Source organism: Marinobacter sp. L-13, assembly GCF_056857715.1.
Genome location: NZ_JBSXNQ010000029.1, coordinates 1 through 17,202 on the forward strand (window position 1 = coordinate 1; position 17,202 = coordinate 17,202).

Here is a 17,202-nt window from a genome sequence, read left to right on the forward strand (position 1 = left end):
GGGAACTGCCCTATTCATTGAGCACTTTCGCCGACGAGTGCGCTGGTTCAGTCGCTGGAGTCGACTGCTGAGAGTGTTTGCAGGCCTGGTACTCGTTGTCATGGGCGTGTTGGTGCTCACCGGTCAGATGACTCTATTCGCCTCGTGGATGTTGTCGACGTTTCCAGTTCTTGGAAGGCTTGGCTGATCCTCTCTAATTCTTTAATTTGTGGGGATCGTTTCAGTGGGTGCTATCCTGACGCAGCCAGTGTAGCTGAGTGTAAAAAGCCTATCCGGCCCTGGGCGCTGAGCGAGTCTGCCGGTGTTCAGGATTACGTGTTAGATGGGATATTCCTGTAAGGAAGGCGAGGCCAGGCTCGACCTCAGTGCCATGCCCGCGGTCATGTTTACCGATCCTCAAGTCGCCACCGTTGGCCTCTCTGAAGCCGAAGCAGTTGCTCGGGGTGCAGGTTGTCGCAGCGGAAGGCGGTGAAATTATCCAAACGGCGGTGATGGCGTTACGAGCAGGTTTGACCGTTCAGGAAATCGGCGATGACTTGTTCCCTTATCTGACCATGGTTGAAGGACTCAAACTCTGTGCGCAAACGTTCACCAAGGATGTAAAACAGTTGTCATGCTGTGCCGGATAAATGATTTGAACGCGGCTCTGGGGTTTCTTGACCGAGATCACAATCTGATTCGGTTTAAGCCGGTGATTCATTTTGGATTCAGGTAGATATGCTCTGATGATCTGGGTGGCGCTTATGCTGGGTGTTCTTCTGCCTGATAAAAGCTCCGGTTGGCCAATTAAGGAAAGGGGACCAAGGGATGAAAAATACCGTCGTGGAGATCCGCGGCTTGCTATCGGCACTGAGTGCCCGGGGCGTAGAGAAACAGCTATTGAGATTGCCCGGCGTTAAGAAGGCCGAGGTCAACTATGTGGCCGGCAGCGCGACCGTCACCTATGATGAGGCGACGGTGGACCTTGAGGCTATCAAGGCCCGGATACACGAGTGCGGCTATCACTGTTCCGGAGAACAGTTGCCCAGGCACGTTTGCGACCCGGGGGACCCGCCGACCGAAGCCGGGGCTGTGTCCATGCCCGTCCACGATGGCCATGCCTCCCACACCGGCCACGACGATACCGCGCATCCTGCTGAACACGGCGAACATACTGGCGCAAAGGACGAGATGGCTCACGAGATGGGCCACGGCGGCAGCATGGACATGCAGGCAATGGTGCGCGACATGCGCAACCGTTTCTGGGTCTGCCTGATCTTCAGCCTCCCGATTTTCATTTATTCGCCCATGGGTGGGCTGTTCGAACCGCCAGCACCGCCCTTCGGGCTGCGGCTAGACCTGTGGTTGCTATTACTGGCAAGCATCGCGGTGCTCTGGCCAAGCTGGCCGTTCTTTGTTGCCGCCTGGCGCGCGCTGAAAAACGGCGTGCTCAACATGGCTGTGCTGGTCGTTCTCTCGGTGGGTACTGGCTACCTGTTCAGCGTCGGTTCCACGCTCTTTTTCCCGGGTGTGCAGTTTTTCGAGGCGGTGGCGGTGCTGCTGGTGTTCATCCTGCTCGGCCATTGGCTGGAGATGCGCGCCCGTGCCGGTGCCTCGGACGCCATCCGCTCGCTGATGGATCTCGCGCCGCCCAAGGCCACTGTGTTGCGTGATGGCCAGGAACGGGAGGTTCCCACCGCTGAGGTTCTGAAGGACGACATCGTCGTGATCCGCCCCGGCAATAAGATTCCGGTGGACGGTGAGGTCTTGGAGGGCGAGTCCCTGGTGGATGAGTCCATGCTCACTGGCGAGTCCATGCCGGTGGAAAAAAAGCCCGGCGATAAGGTGATCGGGGCCACCATTAACAAGAGCGGCAGCTTCAGGTATCGCGCCACCAAGGTAGGTTCCGACACCGCGTTAGCGCAGATCGTCAAGCTGGTGCAGGAGGCGCAGAACTCCAAGGCCCCGGCGCAGCTGCTGGCGGACAAAGCGTCACAGTGGCTGGTGGTGATTGCCATCGTAATCGGCCTGCTCACCTTCGCCGTCTGGTTCTGGTGGATTGGCCAAAGCCTGCTGCTTGCCGTGACCCTGACTATCACCGTGTTCGTGATCGCCTGCCCGGACGCCCTGGGCCTTGCAACGCCCATGGCGGTGATGGTGGGCACCGGCCTCGGTGCCAGGAACGGCATCTTGTTCAAGAATGCCTCTGCACTTGAGGATGCCACCCGGCTTGATATTGTGGTCTTCGACAAGACCGGCACCCTGACCATGGGCGAGCCGCAGGTGGTCGAGGTGGTCGTGGTGGCGGGCAGCACCGAGGAGGCGGTCCTCGCACTGGCGGGGACGGTGGAGCAGGGCTCGGACCATCCTCTGGCCCAGGCGATACAAAGTAAGGCCGAAGGCTTGCAGCTTGATCCGCTGACCGGCTTCACCAACATCGAGGGCAAGGGCGCGCGGGCGGAGATTGGCAGCAAGACCGTGCTGCTCGGCAACCGCCGGCTGATGGACGAAGAGAAGGTCGACATGGCGAGCCTGAAGGACGAGGCCGCGCGTCTGCAGAGTGCGGGCCAGACCGTGGTGCACGTCGCCCAGGACGGGAAGCTGGTCGGCCTTATCGCCATTGCCGATGCGCCGCGCCCCACCGCTACTGCCATGGTCAAAAAGATGCGTGAACGCGGGGTGGAGGTGGCGATGCTCACCGGCGACAACCAGGCCACCGCCGAGCGCATCGCCCGGGAACTCGGCATTGAGATGGTGATCGCCGATGTCCTTCCGGGGCAGAAAGCAGACAAGATCAAGGAGCTCCAGGCTCAGGGCAAGAAGGTTGGCATGGTGGGCGACGGTGTCAATGACGCCCCGGCACTGACCCAGGCGGAGGTGGGTTTCGCCATCGGTGCCGGCACTGATGTGGCCATTGAGAGCGCTGACGTGGTGCTGATGAAGAGCGACCCCTACGATGTGCTGGGAGCCATCGAGCTGTCGCGCGCTACCCTGCGCAAGATGCACCAGAACCTGTTCTGGGCGGTGGGCTATAACGTCATCGCCTTTCCCGCGGCGGCAGGCGTGTTCTATCCGTTGGTGATAAGCCCAGAAGTAGCGGCGCTCGCAATGTCTGGAAGCTCCGCTCTTGTTGCGGTAAATGCACTCCTGCTAAAGCGAACCCGACTGGACGGCTTAGGGTAGACGAACACTTCCAATTGGAAAAATTGATGTTCATCAAGCCCACGCTATTGAGCGACTCTTTTTGCATCTTTTGTTGGGGTTTTTCAGTGTGAATTCAGGCTTATGAGTTTAAGTGGTAGGTAATTGCTGTTTGCTGACATGATTAATGACAACAAGGGGGAACGGGTAAATGGACATCAAAACCTTTGGAGAACTTATTAGCTGGACACGGGATTTGCATGCTCACCTTGCAAGGTGTATGTCACATTGCGCTACGAAGAATGAAGAGGAGCGAGCACGGGCGCTGCTGGACTATCTGGCGACCCATGAATCGGAAATGGAACGTATTGTGAACGAGTTCAAGTCGCAGGGCGATTCCAAAGCGTTGGAGACAACGGTCTACGACTACCTGTCTCACCATCCCATTAAGACCCACAGAACCTGCGATGAGTCATACGCACAGCTGGATTTTGAGGGCATATGCAGAGAAGTATTCGATTTCCATGATCAGATAGAGGACCTTTATCGTACCATGGCCGACAAAGCCGAAATTCCCGAGGCGAAAGAATTACTGCAGTCGTTGCTAACCATGGAAGAGAACGAAGCTATGCGATTGGCCAGGCAGATAGGGCGTATGAACGACCTCTGATCAGAACACTGAAATTATTCTTCAACGCAGAAAAGGATGTTGATACATGGTGGCGTCTTCCAGTCAGTTACGGGTTTTCAAGATGGGTATCAATACTCATCAGGAGCCTGTCGTCTACATGCGTGATGATTGTGATGTGTGCCTTTCAGAAGGATTCTCCGCCAGTTCCAGGGTGGGAATTTCCTCGCAGGGACGTTCCATCATCGCAACTCTCAATATTTCGTCTGATGAAACGGTTCCCAAAGGGTATGCGGGGCTTTCAGATATCGCCATAGAGCGGCTCGGGGTGGCTCAGTCTGACCTGGTTTCAGTACATCATGCGCCCTATATCGAATCCTTGAGTCTGGTTCGTCGGAAAGTATTCGGACACAGCTTGCTTCCGGCTGAGATGGCCCGCATTGTCTCCGATATCTCCGCACACAAATACAGCGATGTCGAAATAGCCTGTTTCCTGAGCGCTTGTGCGGGTGGCAGATTAGGTTTCGATGAGATTGTTGCTTTGACCCAGGCGATGGTGAATTGCGGACAACAGCTCGATTGGCCAGGCGTGGATCGTGTGTTCGACAAACACTGTGTTGGAGGCCTGCCGGGCAACCGGACCACGCCGCTGGTTGTGTCGATCGTCAGCGCAGCAGGCTTAGTAATGCCTAAAACCTCCTCCCGTGCCATCACCTCACCGGCGGGAACAGCGGACACCATGGAAGCGCTGACCAATGTGAGGCTTGGGCTGAACGAGATTCGCCGTGTGGTCAGAGAAACCGGTGCCTGTCTCGCCTGGGGTGGGGCGATGAACCTCAGCCCGGCTGATGACCTGTTGATTCGCATCGAGAGAGCGCTGGACCTTGATGGTGAGGGCCAGCTCGTGGCCTCGGTGCTGTCCAAGAAGATTGCTGCCGGTTCCACCCATGCGGTGATTGACATTCCGGTGGGGGAGACGGCCAAGGTTCGAACGCCCGGCGATGCCGACCGGCTGGCCTCTCTTTTCACAAGCGTTGGGGCGGCCTGTGGGCTGAAGGTACGCTGCATCGCGACAGACGGCAGCAAGCCGGTTGGTGCAGGGATCGGGCCGACAGAGGAAGCCCGGGATGTTTTGGCCGTGCTGCAGGGAAAGCAAGGCGCGCCGAGGGATCTACGGGGCCGCGCCATCTTGCTGGCTGGCCATTTATTCGATCTGGCCGATGGTCTTGGCGTGAAAGAGGGGATGATCAAAGCAGAGCGATTACTTCAAAACGGCTCTGCCTGGGAGCAGTTCAAGCGCATAACAAAGGCTCAGGGGGGACTGAAGAGCTTAGGTGAAGCCCGTTTTCGGCGTCCAGTTCTGTCCTCGGAATCCGGAACAATCGTGTCTATCGACAACCGTCGGCTTGCCCGTGTCGCCAAGCTGGCAGGAGCGCCTGCCAGTTCTACCGCAGGACTACGGCTGCTGGTGAACGTCGGCGATATCGTCATTAAGGGAGAGCCTCTCTATGAGTTACTCAGTGACAGTCCGGGACAGCAGGATTATGCGCTGGCGTTTAACGATATGGGGCCGGCAATCTTCACTGTATCGCAAGAGGAATGACTGTGGGCATTATTGAAAAAAATGTGCTGTTTAGCCTCACCCCGCACCCATTACGGGAAAAACTTTGTGATCGGCTCAATCTGGAGCCGGGAAGTTTGGAGGTGCGGAGGTTCCCTGATGGTGAGTCCTACTTACGTGTGCTCACATCAGTCAAAGGTGCGAACTGCGTAATATTGGCCGACCTAACGCATCCAGACACCAAATACCTTGCTCTCCTGTTTCTCTTTGAAACTCTCCGGGAACTCGGTGCCAGGTCGATTGGGTTGGTGGCGCCCTATCTTTGCTATATGCGCCAGGATCGACGCTTCGAAGAAGGGGAGGCGGTCACTTCCAGGGTGTTTGCCCAGTCTTTGTCTTTACATATCGACTGGCTGATCACCGTTGATCCACATTTGCACAGGTACCAGTCTCTTGACGAAATCTACAGCATACCCACGCAAGTTGTTCAGGGAGCACCGGCGCTGGCGGATTGGCTACGGGGGCAAAACGGTCTGTTGCTGGTAGGTCCGGACGCGGAAAGTGAGCAATGGGTATCAAGTATCGCGCAGGCCAGTAACCATCCTTATGTCATTGGCACCAAGCAGCGTCTGGGTGACCGGCGCGTTGAAGTCACCTTGCCGGATATCTCGGCGTATAACGGCCGGAAAGCCGTCATCATTGATGACGTTATTTCCAGCGGACGCACCATTGGCGAGTGTGTCAGGGCACTTAAGGCGCAAGGCACGGAGGCCATCCTGTGTGCGGCGGTGCATGGCATTTTTGCGGAGGCCTCGGACACCTACCTTCTGGGTACCGGCCTGCAGACGCTGGTGACCACCAACACGGTTCCACACAGCAGCAATGAGATCGATGTCAGCGAGTTGCTGGTGCCGCCGGTCAGGCATTTTCTCAATCAGGTGGAGGGTGAGCGCCGATGAACATTACATTTCTGGGTGGCACGGAAACCGTGACCGGCTCCAAGTTCCTGGTTGAAACCGGCCAGACACGTGTATTGGTCGATTGCGGCCTGTTTCAGGGGTACAAGTGGCTGAGAAAGCGCAACCGGCAACCGTTGCCGCTCGATATTGCCTCGCTGGATGCCGTGCTTCTGACCCATGCCCATCTGGATCATTCAGGCTACATCCCCGTGTTGTACAAGCAGGGCTTCCGGGGGGCGGTTTATACCCATCATGCCACCCGAGAGCTATGCAGCATATTGCTGGCCGATAGCGGCCACCTTCAGGAAGAGGAGGCACATTACCTCGGCCGCCATAAGCTGAGCAGGCATGAGAATCCGGAGCCCCTGTATGATCAGGAGGATGCAGAAGCCTGCATGGAGCTGTTTCAGTCGGTGGACTTTCACCAAGTGATCCAGCTCGGTGATATACGCTTTCATCTGCGACCGGTCGGGCACATTCTCGGGGCGGCCTGTGTCATCATCGAGGCGGAAGGTAAATGCGTCGGTTTTTCCGGCGATGTGGGCCGCCTCAATGATATTTTCATGAGGCCACCTGCGCCTCTGCCAGCTCTGGACATGCTGATGCTGGAGTCAACGTATGGCAATCGTCGCCACGACGATGCGGACCCGTTGTCGCAGTTGGCGGACATCGTCAACGAAACGGTCGACAAAGGGGGCAATATACTGATTCCGGCCTTTGCCGTGGGCAGAGCGCAGGTCTTGCAGCATATGCTCACCGACCTGATGAAGGCGGGACGAATTCCAAGGTTGCCAGTTTATCTGGATAGCCCCATGGCGATTGATGTTTCTGAGATTTACTGCCGCTACGAAGATCAGCATCGGTTGAGCAGTTCAGAATGCCACGAAATGTGCAGCACCGTTCATTATAGCCGCAGCGTCCAGGACTCCAAGGCGCTGGCTGATCAGGCCTACCCGCACGTAATTATTGCAGGCAGCGGTATGGCAACGGGCGGTCGCATTCTTCATCACTTCAAACGTCTCCTCGGCCAGCACCGTACAACCGTTATCTTTGCCGGTTATCAGGCAGGGGGGACACGAGGCGCCAAAATGGTTGATGGAGCGGAAAGGATCAAGATCCACGGCGACTGGATTCCGGTCAAGGCCCGGCTGGAGGTGTTGAGTGGGCTTTCCGGACATGGAGATTTCACAGAGATTGAACAGTGGCTGGCTCAAAGTGACTTAGCCCCCGAAACGCCGATCAACTTGATTCATGGAGACCCTGATGCGCTGGAGGCCATGAAGGATCACTTGCGTCAGAACACCCGGTTTGAGGTGGATGTGGCAGGCTACCAATCCATTTTGCGTCTTTGATGTGAGACCGGGCAAATACCCGGGGTAATCCGGATATTTACGGCGAGGATTTCTAGTAGGCCACCATTAACGTCAGTAGAGTTATCAGGGAGAGATCATGAACGGCTATTCCATTGAGGATTCACATCGAATCCAGCAGCGTGCTGCCCAATACCGGCAGCGTTACCCCCAGTTTGCCAACTGGGCAAAAGGGCGCGGGGTGATCGAACATACCGATTTGACCCAGGTGCGCGTGTTCGACCTGTGCCAGGAACTCGTTTGTGCCGGGCGTTATGACTCGCTCGACGATGCCCTGATTATTTTCGAGGCTGCAGACACCCTCACCAACGCGGCCATGTGGCTGGTAGCCCACATGACTTATGCCAGCAGAGTGGACCTGTCCGGACAGCCGCTGGCGGCGGATGACTTCAAGGAAAATCCTCAGGGGCATACCGGTGGTTCGCTGAACATGGTGCCTGCCTATCTTGGCTACACGGCCGCCAACGCGTTGGCGGGGCTGACCCGTAGCTGGCTGATGGGGCAGGGGCACTGTGTGGCGGCTATCGAAAGCGTCAACATACTGCTCGGCAATCTGCATCCAGAACAGCAGGATCGGTACACGCTCGACGAGGCGGGGCTGTCCCGGCTGGTGAGTGACTTTTACAGCTACGCCGTCACTCCGGATGGCACACCGGGGGTTCCCCTGGGCAGTCACGTCAACCCCCACACTGCCGGCGGGCTGATCGAGGGCGGATACCTGGGCTTTGCGGAACTGCAATACACCCATATGCCGCTGCCGGGGGAGCGTCTGGTCGCGTTTCTCAGTGATGGGGCATTTGAGGAGCAGCGGGGCAGCGACTGGGCAAGCCGCTGGTGGCGAGCCGAGGACTGTGGCCTGGTGACCCCGGTGATGATTGCTAACGGGCGCCGCATTGATCAACGGTCAACCATCTTTCTGCAAGGAGGCACGGACTGGTTCCGGCAACACCTGGAACTCAATGGCTTTTACCCCATACTCATTGATGGCCGCGATCCTGCGGCCTTTATCTGGGGCATCTTCGAGGCCGAATCGAGGCTTCAGGCGTGCAGCGAACAGGTCAGCGCCGGCCACATGAGGTACCCTGTAAAGCTCCCCTATCTGATTGCCGAGACGGTCAAAGGCTATGGTTTCTATGGTGCTGGCTCAAACGCGGCGCATGGTACCCCGCTTCCGGCAATACCGAGATTTGATGAGGTCTCGCGCAGGCACTTTAACGAATCCATTGCCCGTTTGTTTGTGCCCGAGATCGAGATTCACGGCGCCCGCGACGTGCTGGCAACTCACCGGGCAGACGATCGGCCTGCGGAAAAGGATCATCCGCTGAGCTGTCGTGACGTCAAGCTGCAAACTGTACCCGAACCGGTCTGGTTGCAAACGGCGGTATCAGAGTCGCCCATGGTTGCGATTGATCGGCAGTTTGTTGCCCTTGTAAAGGCCAACCCGGCGCTTCGTATTCGCCTGGGGAACCCGGATGAATTGCGTAGTAATCAGATGAACCAGTCGCTTGACCTTCTGAAGCATCGCACCCTGACGCCCGAGCCCGGCCTTGCGGAATCCCTTCACGGCTCGGTAATCACAGCCCTGAATGAGGAGGCCGTTGTCAGCGCCGCTCTGGGTAATAAGGGAGGTATGAATCTGGTGGTGTCCTACGAAGCGTTTGCCATGAAAATGATTGGCGCTCTTCGGCAGGAAATTATTTTTGCGCGACACCAGAAAAGTCTCGGTCGGCCCGCCCGATGGTTATCCGTGCCGGTCATTGCGACGTCGCACCTCTGGGAAAACGGCAAGAACGAGCAGTCTCATCAGGACCCGGCCTTCGGCGAAGTCCTGATGGGAGAAATGAGTGACACTGCCCGCGTTGTCTATCCTCCCGACTGCAATAGTGCTGTGGCGTGCCTTAACGAGTGTTTTCGAACCCAGGGGCAGTTCTGGGCCATGACGGTTCCCAAGGCAAAACTGCCTGCCGTTTTTGACGGCCGTCAGGCTGTGCAATTGCTCCGGGATGGTGCCATCGCTCTTGGTGAAGCCGGTGATGTGCAGTTGATCGCTGTCGGCGCCTATCAACTCCGGGTTTGCCTTGAGGTTGCCGAAGCGCTGGCTCAGAGAGGGCTTTCGAGTGGTGTGGTCTGCCTTCTCGAGCCCGGTCGATTCCGGAGTCCCCGGGATCCAATCGAGTCAGGACATCAGTCTGGTACTTCTTACAGGGCCGAGCTGTTTCCCCACGATACAAAACTCAGAGTGTTCGTCTGCCATATGCGCCCAGAGGCCTTGCTGGGAATCTGCCGTCCTCTCGATCTCGGGCCCGACCGGACGCTGGCGTTTGGCTATGAAAACCATGGTGGCACCCTGGATACATCGGGGCTGCTGCAGGCCAACAAATGTGATGCCCATTCGATAGTGCAGGCGATCCTGTCAAAAAGTGGCTCCTCAGGCGCTGATAAGGCGACATTGTAGCGATGGAGCGCGAGGATCGACTTACAACAGTCTTTACGGGGAAAAGTAAAGCGTTGGTGATCACCGTACTGATTCTCACACTAAAACAATCCGGGCGGCAACCGATTCAGCTAGCCGCCCCACATACAGGTCAATCATGCTATGAATGAATCGTTCAATCACGCTGGGGCCTGGGGCATCACACTGATCGTTATCGTTCTGGTGTCCTGGTTCTTTTACCGTTATTTCGCGCCGAAAAACTGGCGGGAATGGGCCGGCGCCGGAGTGGTGCAGGCCTTCATCATTGCGCTTTATGCGGAAATGTACGGTTTTCCGCTCACTATTTATCTGTTGGTGCGTTTTTTTGGCCTCGACAGTGAGTATGTCAGCGCCAGCTTGTGGTCGACCCTGGTAGGGCTGGGCGAAACCGGGATGTTGGTCTCAATGTTGCTCGGCTATGCGCTCGCGTTCACCGGGATCGGCCTCTTTATTCAGGGGTGGCGTCAGGTCCACAAGGCGCGAGGTGAAAACCGTTTGGTGAAAGACGGCTTGTATGCGTATGTGCGGCATCCGCAGTATACGGGGCTATTCATCGCTCTGTTTGGAGAAGGTGTGGTGCACTGGCCGACGCTGTTCTCGGTCGGCCTTTTTCCGGTGATCGTGCTTGTCTACACATGGCTGGCTCGGCGTGAGGAACGGCAGGTGCTCAAGGAGTTCGGTGAGGAGTACCGTGCCTACCAGCGGCAGGTGCCGATGTTCATCCCCCGCTGGGGGCGGTGGCGGCAGCTCGCCGCTGCGTCACGAAATAGTAGTGAAAATGATACGGTGTGACGCAGGTATTGGTTTTGCCGGTCGACTGGTTCGCATCAGGCTCGATTCCGTTGAGACGGCGTACAGGAGCGATCATTCCCGGGTGTCTGACTATACTGCGTGGCGCCCCCACATACGGTGCTGGCTCAATCTCATGATATCCGGCCATTGTAAAAACTGACTTGCATCAAGATAAGGGCGGCACGACTGACAATTTCAGTTTCGTTTCAGGTCAAGGGTGTCTAATTGTTCATGTTTTGGATCGATGGCTTTATTCGAAAGCCTTTTCCGGAACAGCTATATACGTCTCTTCATCTAACCCAGAAGGGTGCACCTATGAAAAAACTCCATTTTATCAAGCTGTCGCTTGCGGCCTCCGTACTCGCCAGCGGGACTGCAATCGCAAACGAAGATACTTAGTCAAAAATTGCCAACCTTGAGTCGCAGATGGCGGCACTGCGGGAGGATGTAAAGAGCAACAACCTCGATACGCTGTCCAAGCTGCACATGGCCGGATACGCCAACGTTGATGCCATAGCGGGCTCTGATCGACAGGAAGACGGTTTTACGGCAGCACGATTTGCGCCGATCTTTCATTTTCAGTTTTCCGACAGGGTGCTGTTTGAAGGCGAACTTGAAATCGAGACGAATGCAGACGGTGAAACCGAAATCGCAACAGAATATGCGACCATCGATCTTATCCTGAACGATTACATGGCACTGGTGGCGGGCAAGTTCCTGAGCCCGATCGGCCAGTTCCGCCAGAATATCCACCCAAGCTGGATCAACAAGCTGCCGACCGCGCCCGTGGGCTTTGGTCACGGGGGCGCGGCCCCGCTCTCTGATCTGGGTGTTCAGTTGCGTGGCGGCATCCCGTTGAGCGGGTCGATGCGCGCCAACTATGCGCTTTTTACCTCTAACGGCCCGACGCTGCTTGTCGATGGGCATGGTGATGAGGTTGAGCTGGAAATGGAAACCGAAGCTGCTTCATCGAATGCCGATGGCAATTTTGTCTACGGTGGCCGCATAGGCTTCCTGCCAGTGCCCGCCCTGGAGCTGGGCCTGTCCGGCGCCCTGGGCAAGGTCGGCGTGGCCGAGGGGCACGCAGTGTCTGAGCTGGCGGCGGGAGAGCCGGACCGTGACTACACCGTTCTGGGTGCGGACGCCGTTTACAACCTTGACACCCTGCAGCTGCGCGGTGAATTCATCCAGCAGACCGTGGGAAGCGAAGCCGGCAGCACAATTGCTGATGGTGAGGTGACCGGGGAACTTGACTTTACAGCCTGGTATGCGCAGGCGGCCTACCGGCTGCCGGATACCAAGTGGGAAGGTGTTGCCCGCATAGGTGACCTGGACACCCCGAATGCCGATGGAAACCGCTCCCAGTGGTCCGTTGGGGTGAATTACCTGTTCGCAAACAACGTTATCATCAAGGCGGCCTACACCGTGGACGATTACGATGACAACGCTATCGACGATGACGAACGCTTCAACGTTCAGTTGGCTTACGGCTTTTAAGAGGGTATTAACATGAAACTAATGAACCGCAACCTCATCAGCAATGCTGCACTCATGGCCGCGCTTTTCATCGGTGGCGCAGGTTCAGCCGCTGCCCAGGACGCCGACGACCCCATGGCGTTCGTCCGGGGCGCCCAGTCATGGGCTGACAACTGCGCACGGTGCCATAACATGCGCGACTCGGCCGAGTTCCGTGACGATGTCTGGGAGCCAACCGTGCTTCACATGCGCATCCGAGCGGGCTTAACCGGGCAGGAAACAAGGGATATCCTGACCTTCCTCCAGAAAGCCAATGATCCGGCAGATAATAAGGGGGAGAATAAATGAAACGATCATCTTTTCTGGTCGCCAGCCTGGTCGCCGGGAGCTTTGCCTACTCAGGCGGAGCCGCGGCTCAGGCGGACAGCGTGGAAGCCGGCGAAAAGCTCTATAACTCCACCTGCGTTGCCTGCCATGGCGCAGACGGAAAGGGCAAGCTGCCCGGCGTTCCTGACTTCACAAAGAGCGATGGCCGGCTGACCAAGAGTGACGATGTATTGGTTACCAATATCATGGAGGGTTTCAAGAGCCCCGGCTCATCCATGGCGATGCCCGCCAAGGGTGGCATCAGCTCATTGACCAAGGAGCAGGCGGGAGCCATCGTTCAATACATGCGCCAGGCCTTTGCCAGCAATTAGTAGTTGAAGTAGGGCAACTCGAAACTCCTTGTTGCCCTACTTCTTAGCATGCGTCGTTATCGCAGAACAGCTCATACAGAACTTCTATGATCCGGCGCGCCTCCTCTCCCGCCAGGGAGTAGTGTATGGTCCGCGCTTCGCGGCGCGCAGATACCAGGCCGTCCTTGCGCAGCAGGGCGAGTTGCTGGGAGACGGCCGCCTGGCGCATCTCCAGTGCATCCGCAAGTTCGCTCACCGCCTGCTCGCCGTCGACCAGTTGGCAGAGGATCATCAGCCGGCTCCGCCCGGAGAGGGCCTTTAGCAGATTGGTGGCCTGATCCGCCGCTTCCGACATCTGATTTTTATTCATACATTCATAGCTCTGCAATCGTGAACATGTTAGGCTTGGTTCAGATGATCGGCTGCTCTTGGCCAGGTAGTCAAGTGTTGCCCGTCGTCGTCTGGCAGGCCCCGGCTCTCCATGGTCCGGCACGTGGCCATGCCAGGTATTGTGTACGGGTGCTTTCAGTGCAGCCAGCGCAGTGCGCAATCTGCTGAAAGTGCCGGAACGCGCTACTATAACAGGAGGGGCATATGTCTATCGACCGCCTTGTACTCGCCTTCGCAGGATCTTTCATTCTTGTAAGTCTGGCTCTCTCCCAGCTCCACTCACCTTACTGGTTGTGGTTCACCGCGTTTGTGGGCGCCAACATGCTGCAGGCTGCCTTCAGCGGATTCTGCCCTCTGGCGAAGATCCTCAAGGCCCTGGGCAAGAAGCCCGGCGCCGCCTTCGACTGACTTGCGGAGGCACTGTAAATGTCTGAAAACACCGAGAGTTCGTGGCTACAGTTCGCCACTGACCGTCCTCGACTGACCGTTTGGGCCATGGTGGTTGCCACGCTGGCGCTGGTGGCGCTGGCGGCGCTGCCAAGCGTCTGGCCCGAGCGGTTTGGTCTGCTTAATCCGCTGACCATCGATACCGACCCCGAGAACATGCTCTCTTCCGACGAACCCGTGCGCGTTTTCCACGACGACATGAAGGAGCAATTCTCGCTTTATGACATGGTCGTGGTGGGTGTGGTCAACGAAAGCAACCCTGACGGGGTATTCAATGTCGGTTCGCTGCGGCGCATCTATGAGCTGACGGAGTATGCCAGTACGCTCAGGTGGCCCGATCCGGACAACCCGGGCCGGCAGGAGGGCGTGGTTGAGGAGGATATGCTCGCGCTCTCGCGGGTCGACAACATTGAGCAAGAGGGGGTCGGCTCGGTTCGTTTCAGCTGGCTCATGCCAGAGCCGCCGGATACCCGCAACCAGGCGCTCGCTATTCTTGAGCGGGCGCAACGCATTCCGCTGTTCGACAATACCCTGGTCAGCGCCGATGGTAAGGCAGTCGCCCTTTACCTGCCGCTGACCAGCAAGGACATGAGTTACCGGGTCCGCGAAGCCCTGCTTGACAAAGTCGCTGGCTGGAAGGATACCGGCGATCAGGTCTACATCACCGGGCTGCCCGTGGCGGAGGACACGTTCGGTGTGCAGATGTTCTATCAGATGGCGATCTCGGCGCCACTGGCAATGCTGGTCATCTTCCTGGCGATGTGGTGGTTCTTCCGCCACATCCGGCTCATTACCTCGGCGATGATCGTGGCGATGGTGGCGGCCGCGAGCACCATGGCGCTGCTGGTGATCAGCGGCAGCACCGTCCACATCATGAGCTCGATGATCCCCGTATTCATCATGCCCATTGCGGTGCTGGACGCGGTGCATATCCTCTCGGAATTCTTCGACCGCTATCCCCTGCATCGTGACCGCCACCGGGCCATCCGGGAGGTTATGGGGATACTGTTCAAACCGATGCTGTTCACCACCCTGACGACGATGGCGGGGTTTGCCTCACTGGCACTCACCCCGATCCCGCCCGTTCAGGTGTTCGGCATCTTTATCGCGATTGGTGTGTTCCTGGCCTGGTTGTGCACGGTGACCTTCATTCCGGCTTACATCATGCTGATGCCGGAGCGGCGGCTCACCGGCTTCGGTCACGCCGCCGGGGACCCGGACCAGGATACGGTCATGGGGCGCTGGCTGCGTCGCCTCGGCGAGGGCGTGGTCAGCCACGCCAGGGCGGTGCTGGTGGTTACCATGGTCGTGGTGGTGGCCGCCGGTTATGGCATCAGCCTGATCCGCATCAACGATAACCCGGTCAAGTGGTTCGAGCCCGAGCACCCCATCCGGGTGGCAGACCGGGTGCTCAACGAACATTTCGGCGGCACCTACATGGCCTATCTGGCGCTGGTTCCGGAGGGGGATAACGCGGCCCAGGACAACCAGATCTTCAAACGCCCCGAAGTCCTGCGCTACATCGCCAGGTTGCAGCAGCGGCTGGGCGAGACCGGCGTGGTCGGCAAGTCCAACTCCGTCGCCGATCTGGTCAAAACCGTTCACCGCGAACTGCTGGGCGGCGATGCCGGAGCCTTTCGCATTCCGGACAGTCCGGCGGCGGTTGCGCAGACCCTGCTCACCTACCAGAATGGCCACCGCCCCCAGGATCTCTGGCACTTCGTTACCCCCGACTACCGCCGTGCCAGCATCTGGGTTCAGCTTACCAGTGGCGACAACCGGGATATGAGCCGGGTGGTTCAGGCGCTCGACGACTTCATCGCGGCCAACCCTCCGCCTGCGTCGATCCAGGCACGCTGGTTTGGTCTTAACTATATCAATGTGGTCTGGCAGGACAAAATGGTCAGCGGCATGGCCATGGCCCTGTTCGGCAGTTTCGTGGTCGTGCTCCTGCTGATGGCCTTATTGTTCCGCTCTTTGCTCTGGGGACTGTTGTGCATGATTCCCCTGACTGTGACCATCGGGGCCATCTACGGTCTGATCGGTATCATCGGCAAGAACTACGATATGCCGGTCGCCGTGCTGAGCGCCCTGAGTCTGGGACTCGCCGTGGACTACGCCATCCACTTCCTGGCCCGCGCCCGCGCCACCCAGGCTGAGACAGGCTCCTGGCGTCGCTCGGTGGCGCCGATGTTCGGCGAGCCGGCACGGGCGATAACCCGCAACGCCATCGTGCTTGGCGTTGGTTTCCTGCCGCTGCTGGCCGCACCGCTCGTGCCCTACCAGACGGTGGGGGTATTTATCGCGGCCATTCTGTTGACCGCCGGCCTGAGCACACTGCTGATCCTGCCGGCACTGGTAACCCTGCTGCAACGATGGCTGTTTCCCGGTGCCCGCAGGGCCGCCCCGGATCCGCAAAACCAAGAGGAAGGCGTGCAATGAGTAGATACTGGCCTGTTACCCTGTTCCAAAAGCTGGCCCTGGTGGTGATCGCGCTGGGCATCACGCCCATTGCCCTGGCCCAGGATGCCGGCGCTGCGCCCTTGGTGGAGCGCATTGTCAACCGGGCCAATATGGTCTCCTACTTCCAGGGGCGTGATGGCCGCGCCAGGGTCGCCATGACCATCACCGACCGCCAGGGCCGTACCCGCAGTCGCGAGCTTACCATTTTGCGGCGGGACGGCCCGGAGACAGATGCCATTGAGGGGAGTGCCTACCGTGGCGAGCAGAAGTACTATGTTTATTTCCGGCGACCGGCGGATGTGAGCCAGATGACGCTGCTGGTGTGGAAACACCAGGACCGGGACGACGACCGTTGGCTGTACCTGCCGGCGCTGGATCTGGTTAAGCGAATTGCTGCCTCCGACAAACGCACCAGCTTTGTCGGCTCGGATTTCTTTTACGAGGATATCTCCGGGCGCAGTATTGATGCCGACAGCCATGAGCTGATCGAGACCACAGACAATTACTACGTAGTGCGCAACACACCCAAGCGGCCCGGGGAGGTTGAGTTCGCCTACTACGATATCTATATCCACAAGCAGTCGTTCCTGCCGGTTCGCACCGAGTATGTCGACGACAGTGGCAACCTCTACCGGCGTTACACCGCGCTGGCGGTGGAGAACATTCAGGGTTACCCCACGGTCGTCAAGGCGAGGATGGAGAATCTGCGTAACGGTGGCACCACGGAACTGACCTACAGCGGCATTGACTATGACCTGGGCCTGCCGGAAGACGTGTTTTCGGAGCGCTACCTGCGCCGGGCACCAAAGGAGTACTTGCAGTGACCACCGGTGCACTGAGGGCAGG

At 58.1% G+C, this 17,202-nt stretch carries 14 protein-coding genes and 2 pseudogenes; 15 read left to right on the forward strand and 1 reads right to left on the reverse strand.

Annotation, left to right across the window (positions count from 1 at the left end; genetic code table 11):
• The 12 genes and pseudogenes from AC13DD_RS01545 to AC13DD_RS01600 all read left to right on the forward strand — a co-directional run.
• Window positions 1-187: pseudogene (locus tag AC13DD_RS01545) on the forward strand (cytochrome c biogenesis protein CcdA); the annotation flags it as partial.
• Between the two features lie 156 nt (window positions 188-343).
• Window positions 344-629 (forward strand): annotated as a pseudogene (locus AC13DD_RS01550) (mercury(II) reductase); the annotation flags it as partial.
• Between the two features lie 178 nt (window positions 630-807).
• On the forward strand, window positions 808-3,162 hold the full coding sequence (locus tag AC13DD_RS01555) for a heavy metal translocating P-type ATPase (RefSeq protein WP_482930750.1): 2,355 nt from the start codon (window positions 808-810) through the stop codon (window positions 3,160-3,162).
• Between the two features lie 169 nt (window positions 3,163-3,331).
• Window positions 3,332-3,790, forward strand: coding sequence for an ATPase (locus AC13DD_RS01560; protein WP_273095868.1), 459 nt, complete (start codon window positions 3,332-3,334; stop codon window positions 3,788-3,790).
• Window positions 3,791-3,836: 46 nt separating this feature from the next.
• Entirely contained in the window at window positions 3,837-5,351 is a 1,515-nt protein-coding gene (locus tag AC13DD_RS01565) for a thymidine phosphorylase family protein (protein ID WP_273095865.1), read from the forward strand.
• Window positions 5,348-6,268, forward strand: a complete 921-nt coding sequence (locus AC13DD_RS01570; RefSeq protein WP_153741195.1) for a ribose-phosphate diphosphokinase — start codon at window positions 5,348-5,350, stop codon at window positions 6,266-6,268. Before AC13DD_RS01565 ends, AC13DD_RS01570 begins: the two co-directional genes overlap by 4 nt.
• Window positions 6,265-7,620, forward strand: a complete 1,356-nt coding sequence (locus AC13DD_RS01575) for an MBL fold metallo-hydrolase RNA specificity domain-containing protein (RefSeq protein ID WP_273085723.1) — start codon at window positions 6,265-6,267, stop codon at window positions 7,618-7,620. The genes AC13DD_RS01570 and AC13DD_RS01575 overlap by 4 nt, the downstream gene beginning before the upstream one ends.
• A 97-nt stretch (window positions 7,621-7,717) precedes the next feature.
• Window positions 7,718-10,093 carry a phosphoketolase family protein gene (locus AC13DD_RS01580; RefSeq protein ID WP_053113992.1) on the forward strand — a complete coding sequence of 792 codons (2,376 nt, stop codon included), beginning with the start codon at window positions 7,718-7,720 and terminating at the stop codon, window positions 10,091-10,093.
• 141 nt (window positions 10,094-10,234) lie between these two features.
• Window positions 10,235-10,903 carry a methyltransferase family protein gene (locus AC13DD_RS01585; protein ID WP_053113994.1) on the forward strand — a complete coding sequence of 223 codons (669 nt, stop codon included), beginning with the start codon at window positions 10,235-10,237 and terminating at the stop codon, window positions 10,901-10,903.
• Between the two features lie 426 nt (window positions 10,904-11,329).
• A complete protein-coding gene (locus AC13DD_RS01590) occupies window positions 11,330-12,400 on the forward strand; it encodes a porin (RefSeq protein WP_273085720.1) in 1,071 nt (356 codons plus the stop codon).
• Between the two features lie 12 nt (window positions 12,401-12,412).
• A complete protein-coding gene (locus AC13DD_RS01595) occupies window positions 12,413-12,727 on the forward strand; it encodes a cytochrome c (protein WP_273085719.1) in 315 nt (104 codons plus the stop codon).
• A complete protein-coding gene (locus AC13DD_RS01600) occupies window positions 12,724-13,077 on the forward strand; it encodes a c-type cytochrome (RefSeq protein ID WP_053113997.1) in 354 nt (117 codons plus the stop codon). Before AC13DD_RS01595 ends, AC13DD_RS01600 begins: the two co-directional genes overlap by 4 nt.
• A gap of 43 nt (window positions 13,078-13,120) precedes the next feature.
• Here AC13DD_RS01600 and AC13DD_RS01605 read toward each other — a convergent pair whose 3' ends face one another.
• A complete protein-coding gene (locus tag AC13DD_RS01605) occupies window positions 13,121-13,426 on the reverse strand; it encodes an ArsR/SmtB family transcription factor (RefSeq protein WP_008170014.1) in 306 nt (101 codons plus the stop codon).
• Between the two features lie 224 nt (window positions 13,427-13,650).
• On the opposite strand from AC13DD_RS01605, the gene AC13DD_RS01610 reads away from it, so the two are divergent.
• Genes AC13DD_RS01610 through AC13DD_RS01620 form a run of 3 tightly spaced genes read left to right on the forward strand, consistent with a single transcriptional unit; the run spans window position 13,651 to window position 17,180 of the window.
• Window positions 13,651-13,854 carry a YgaP family membrane protein gene (locus AC13DD_RS01610; RefSeq protein ID WP_053113999.1) on the forward strand — a complete coding sequence of 68 codons (204 nt, stop codon included), beginning with the start codon at window positions 13,651-13,653 and terminating at the stop codon, window positions 13,852-13,854.
• Window positions 13,855-13,872: 18 nt separating this feature from the next.
• A complete protein-coding gene (locus AC13DD_RS01615) occupies window positions 13,873-16,335 on the forward strand; it encodes an efflux RND transporter permease subunit (RefSeq protein ID WP_482930751.1) in 2,463 nt (820 codons plus the stop codon).
• On the forward strand, window positions 16,332-17,180 hold the full coding sequence (locus AC13DD_RS01620) for an outer membrane lipoprotein-sorting protein (RefSeq protein WP_482930752.1): 849 nt from the start codon (window positions 16,332-16,334) through the stop codon (window positions 17,178-17,180). The genes AC13DD_RS01615 and AC13DD_RS01620 overlap by 4 nt, the downstream gene beginning before the upstream one ends.
• Window positions 17,181-17,202 lie beyond the last annotated feature (22 nt).

Excerpts from the sequence above, each read along its gene's own strand:
- AC13DD_RS01585 (WP_053113994.1), top strand. The coding sequence starts at position 10,235 with ATGAATGAATCGTTCAATCACGCTGGGGCCTGGGGCATCACACTGATC.
- AC13DD_RS01590 (WP_273085720.1), top strand. The coding sequence starts at position 11,330 with ATGGCGGCACTGCGGGAGGATGTAAAGAGCAACAACCTCGATACGCTG.
- AC13DD_RS01555 (WP_482930750.1), top strand. The coding sequence starts at position 808 with ATGAAAAATACCGTCGTGGAGATCCGCGGCTTGCTATCGGCACTGAGT.
- AC13DD_RS01615 (WP_482930751.1), top strand. The coding sequence starts at position 13,873 with ATGTCTGAAAACACCGAGAGTTCGTGGCTACAGTTCGCCACTGACCGT.
- AC13DD_RS01575 (WP_273085723.1), top strand. The coding sequence starts at position 6,265 with ATGAACATTACATTTCTGGGTGGCACGGAAACCGTGACCGGCTCCAAG.
- AC13DD_RS01570 (WP_153741195.1), top strand. The coding sequence starts at position 5,348 with ATGACTGTGGGCATTATTGAAAAAAATGTGCTGTTTAGCCTCACCCCG.
- AC13DD_RS01605 (WP_008170014.1), bottom strand. The coding sequence starts at position 13,426 with ATGAATAAAAATCAGATGTCGGAAGCGGCGGATCAGGCCACCAATCTG.
- AC13DD_RS01610 (WP_053113999.1), top strand. The coding sequence starts at position 13,651 with ATGTCTATCGACCGCCTTGTACTCGCCTTCGCAGGATCTTTCATTCTT.
- AC13DD_RS01620 (WP_482930752.1), top strand. The coding sequence starts at position 16,332 with ATGAGTAGATACTGGCCTGTTACCCTGTTCCAAAAGCTGGCCCTGGTG.
- AC13DD_RS01560 (WP_273095868.1), top strand. The coding sequence starts at position 3,332 with ATGGACATCAAAACCTTTGGAGAACTTATTAGCTGGACACGGGATTTG.
- AC13DD_RS01595 (WP_273085719.1), top strand. The coding sequence starts at position 12,413 with ATGAAACTAATGAACCGCAACCTCATCAGCAATGCTGCACTCATGGCC.
- AC13DD_RS01580 (WP_053113992.1), top strand. The coding sequence starts at position 7,718 with ATGAACGGCTATTCCATTGAGGATTCACATCGAATCCAGCAGCGTGCT.
- AC13DD_RS01600 (WP_053113997.1), top strand. The coding sequence starts at position 12,724 with ATGAAACGATCATCTTTTCTGGTCGCCAGCCTGGTCGCCGGGAGCTTT.
- AC13DD_RS01565 (WP_273095865.1), top strand. The coding sequence starts at position 3,837 with ATGGTGGCGTCTTCCAGTCAGTTACGGGTTTTCAAGATGGGTATCAAT.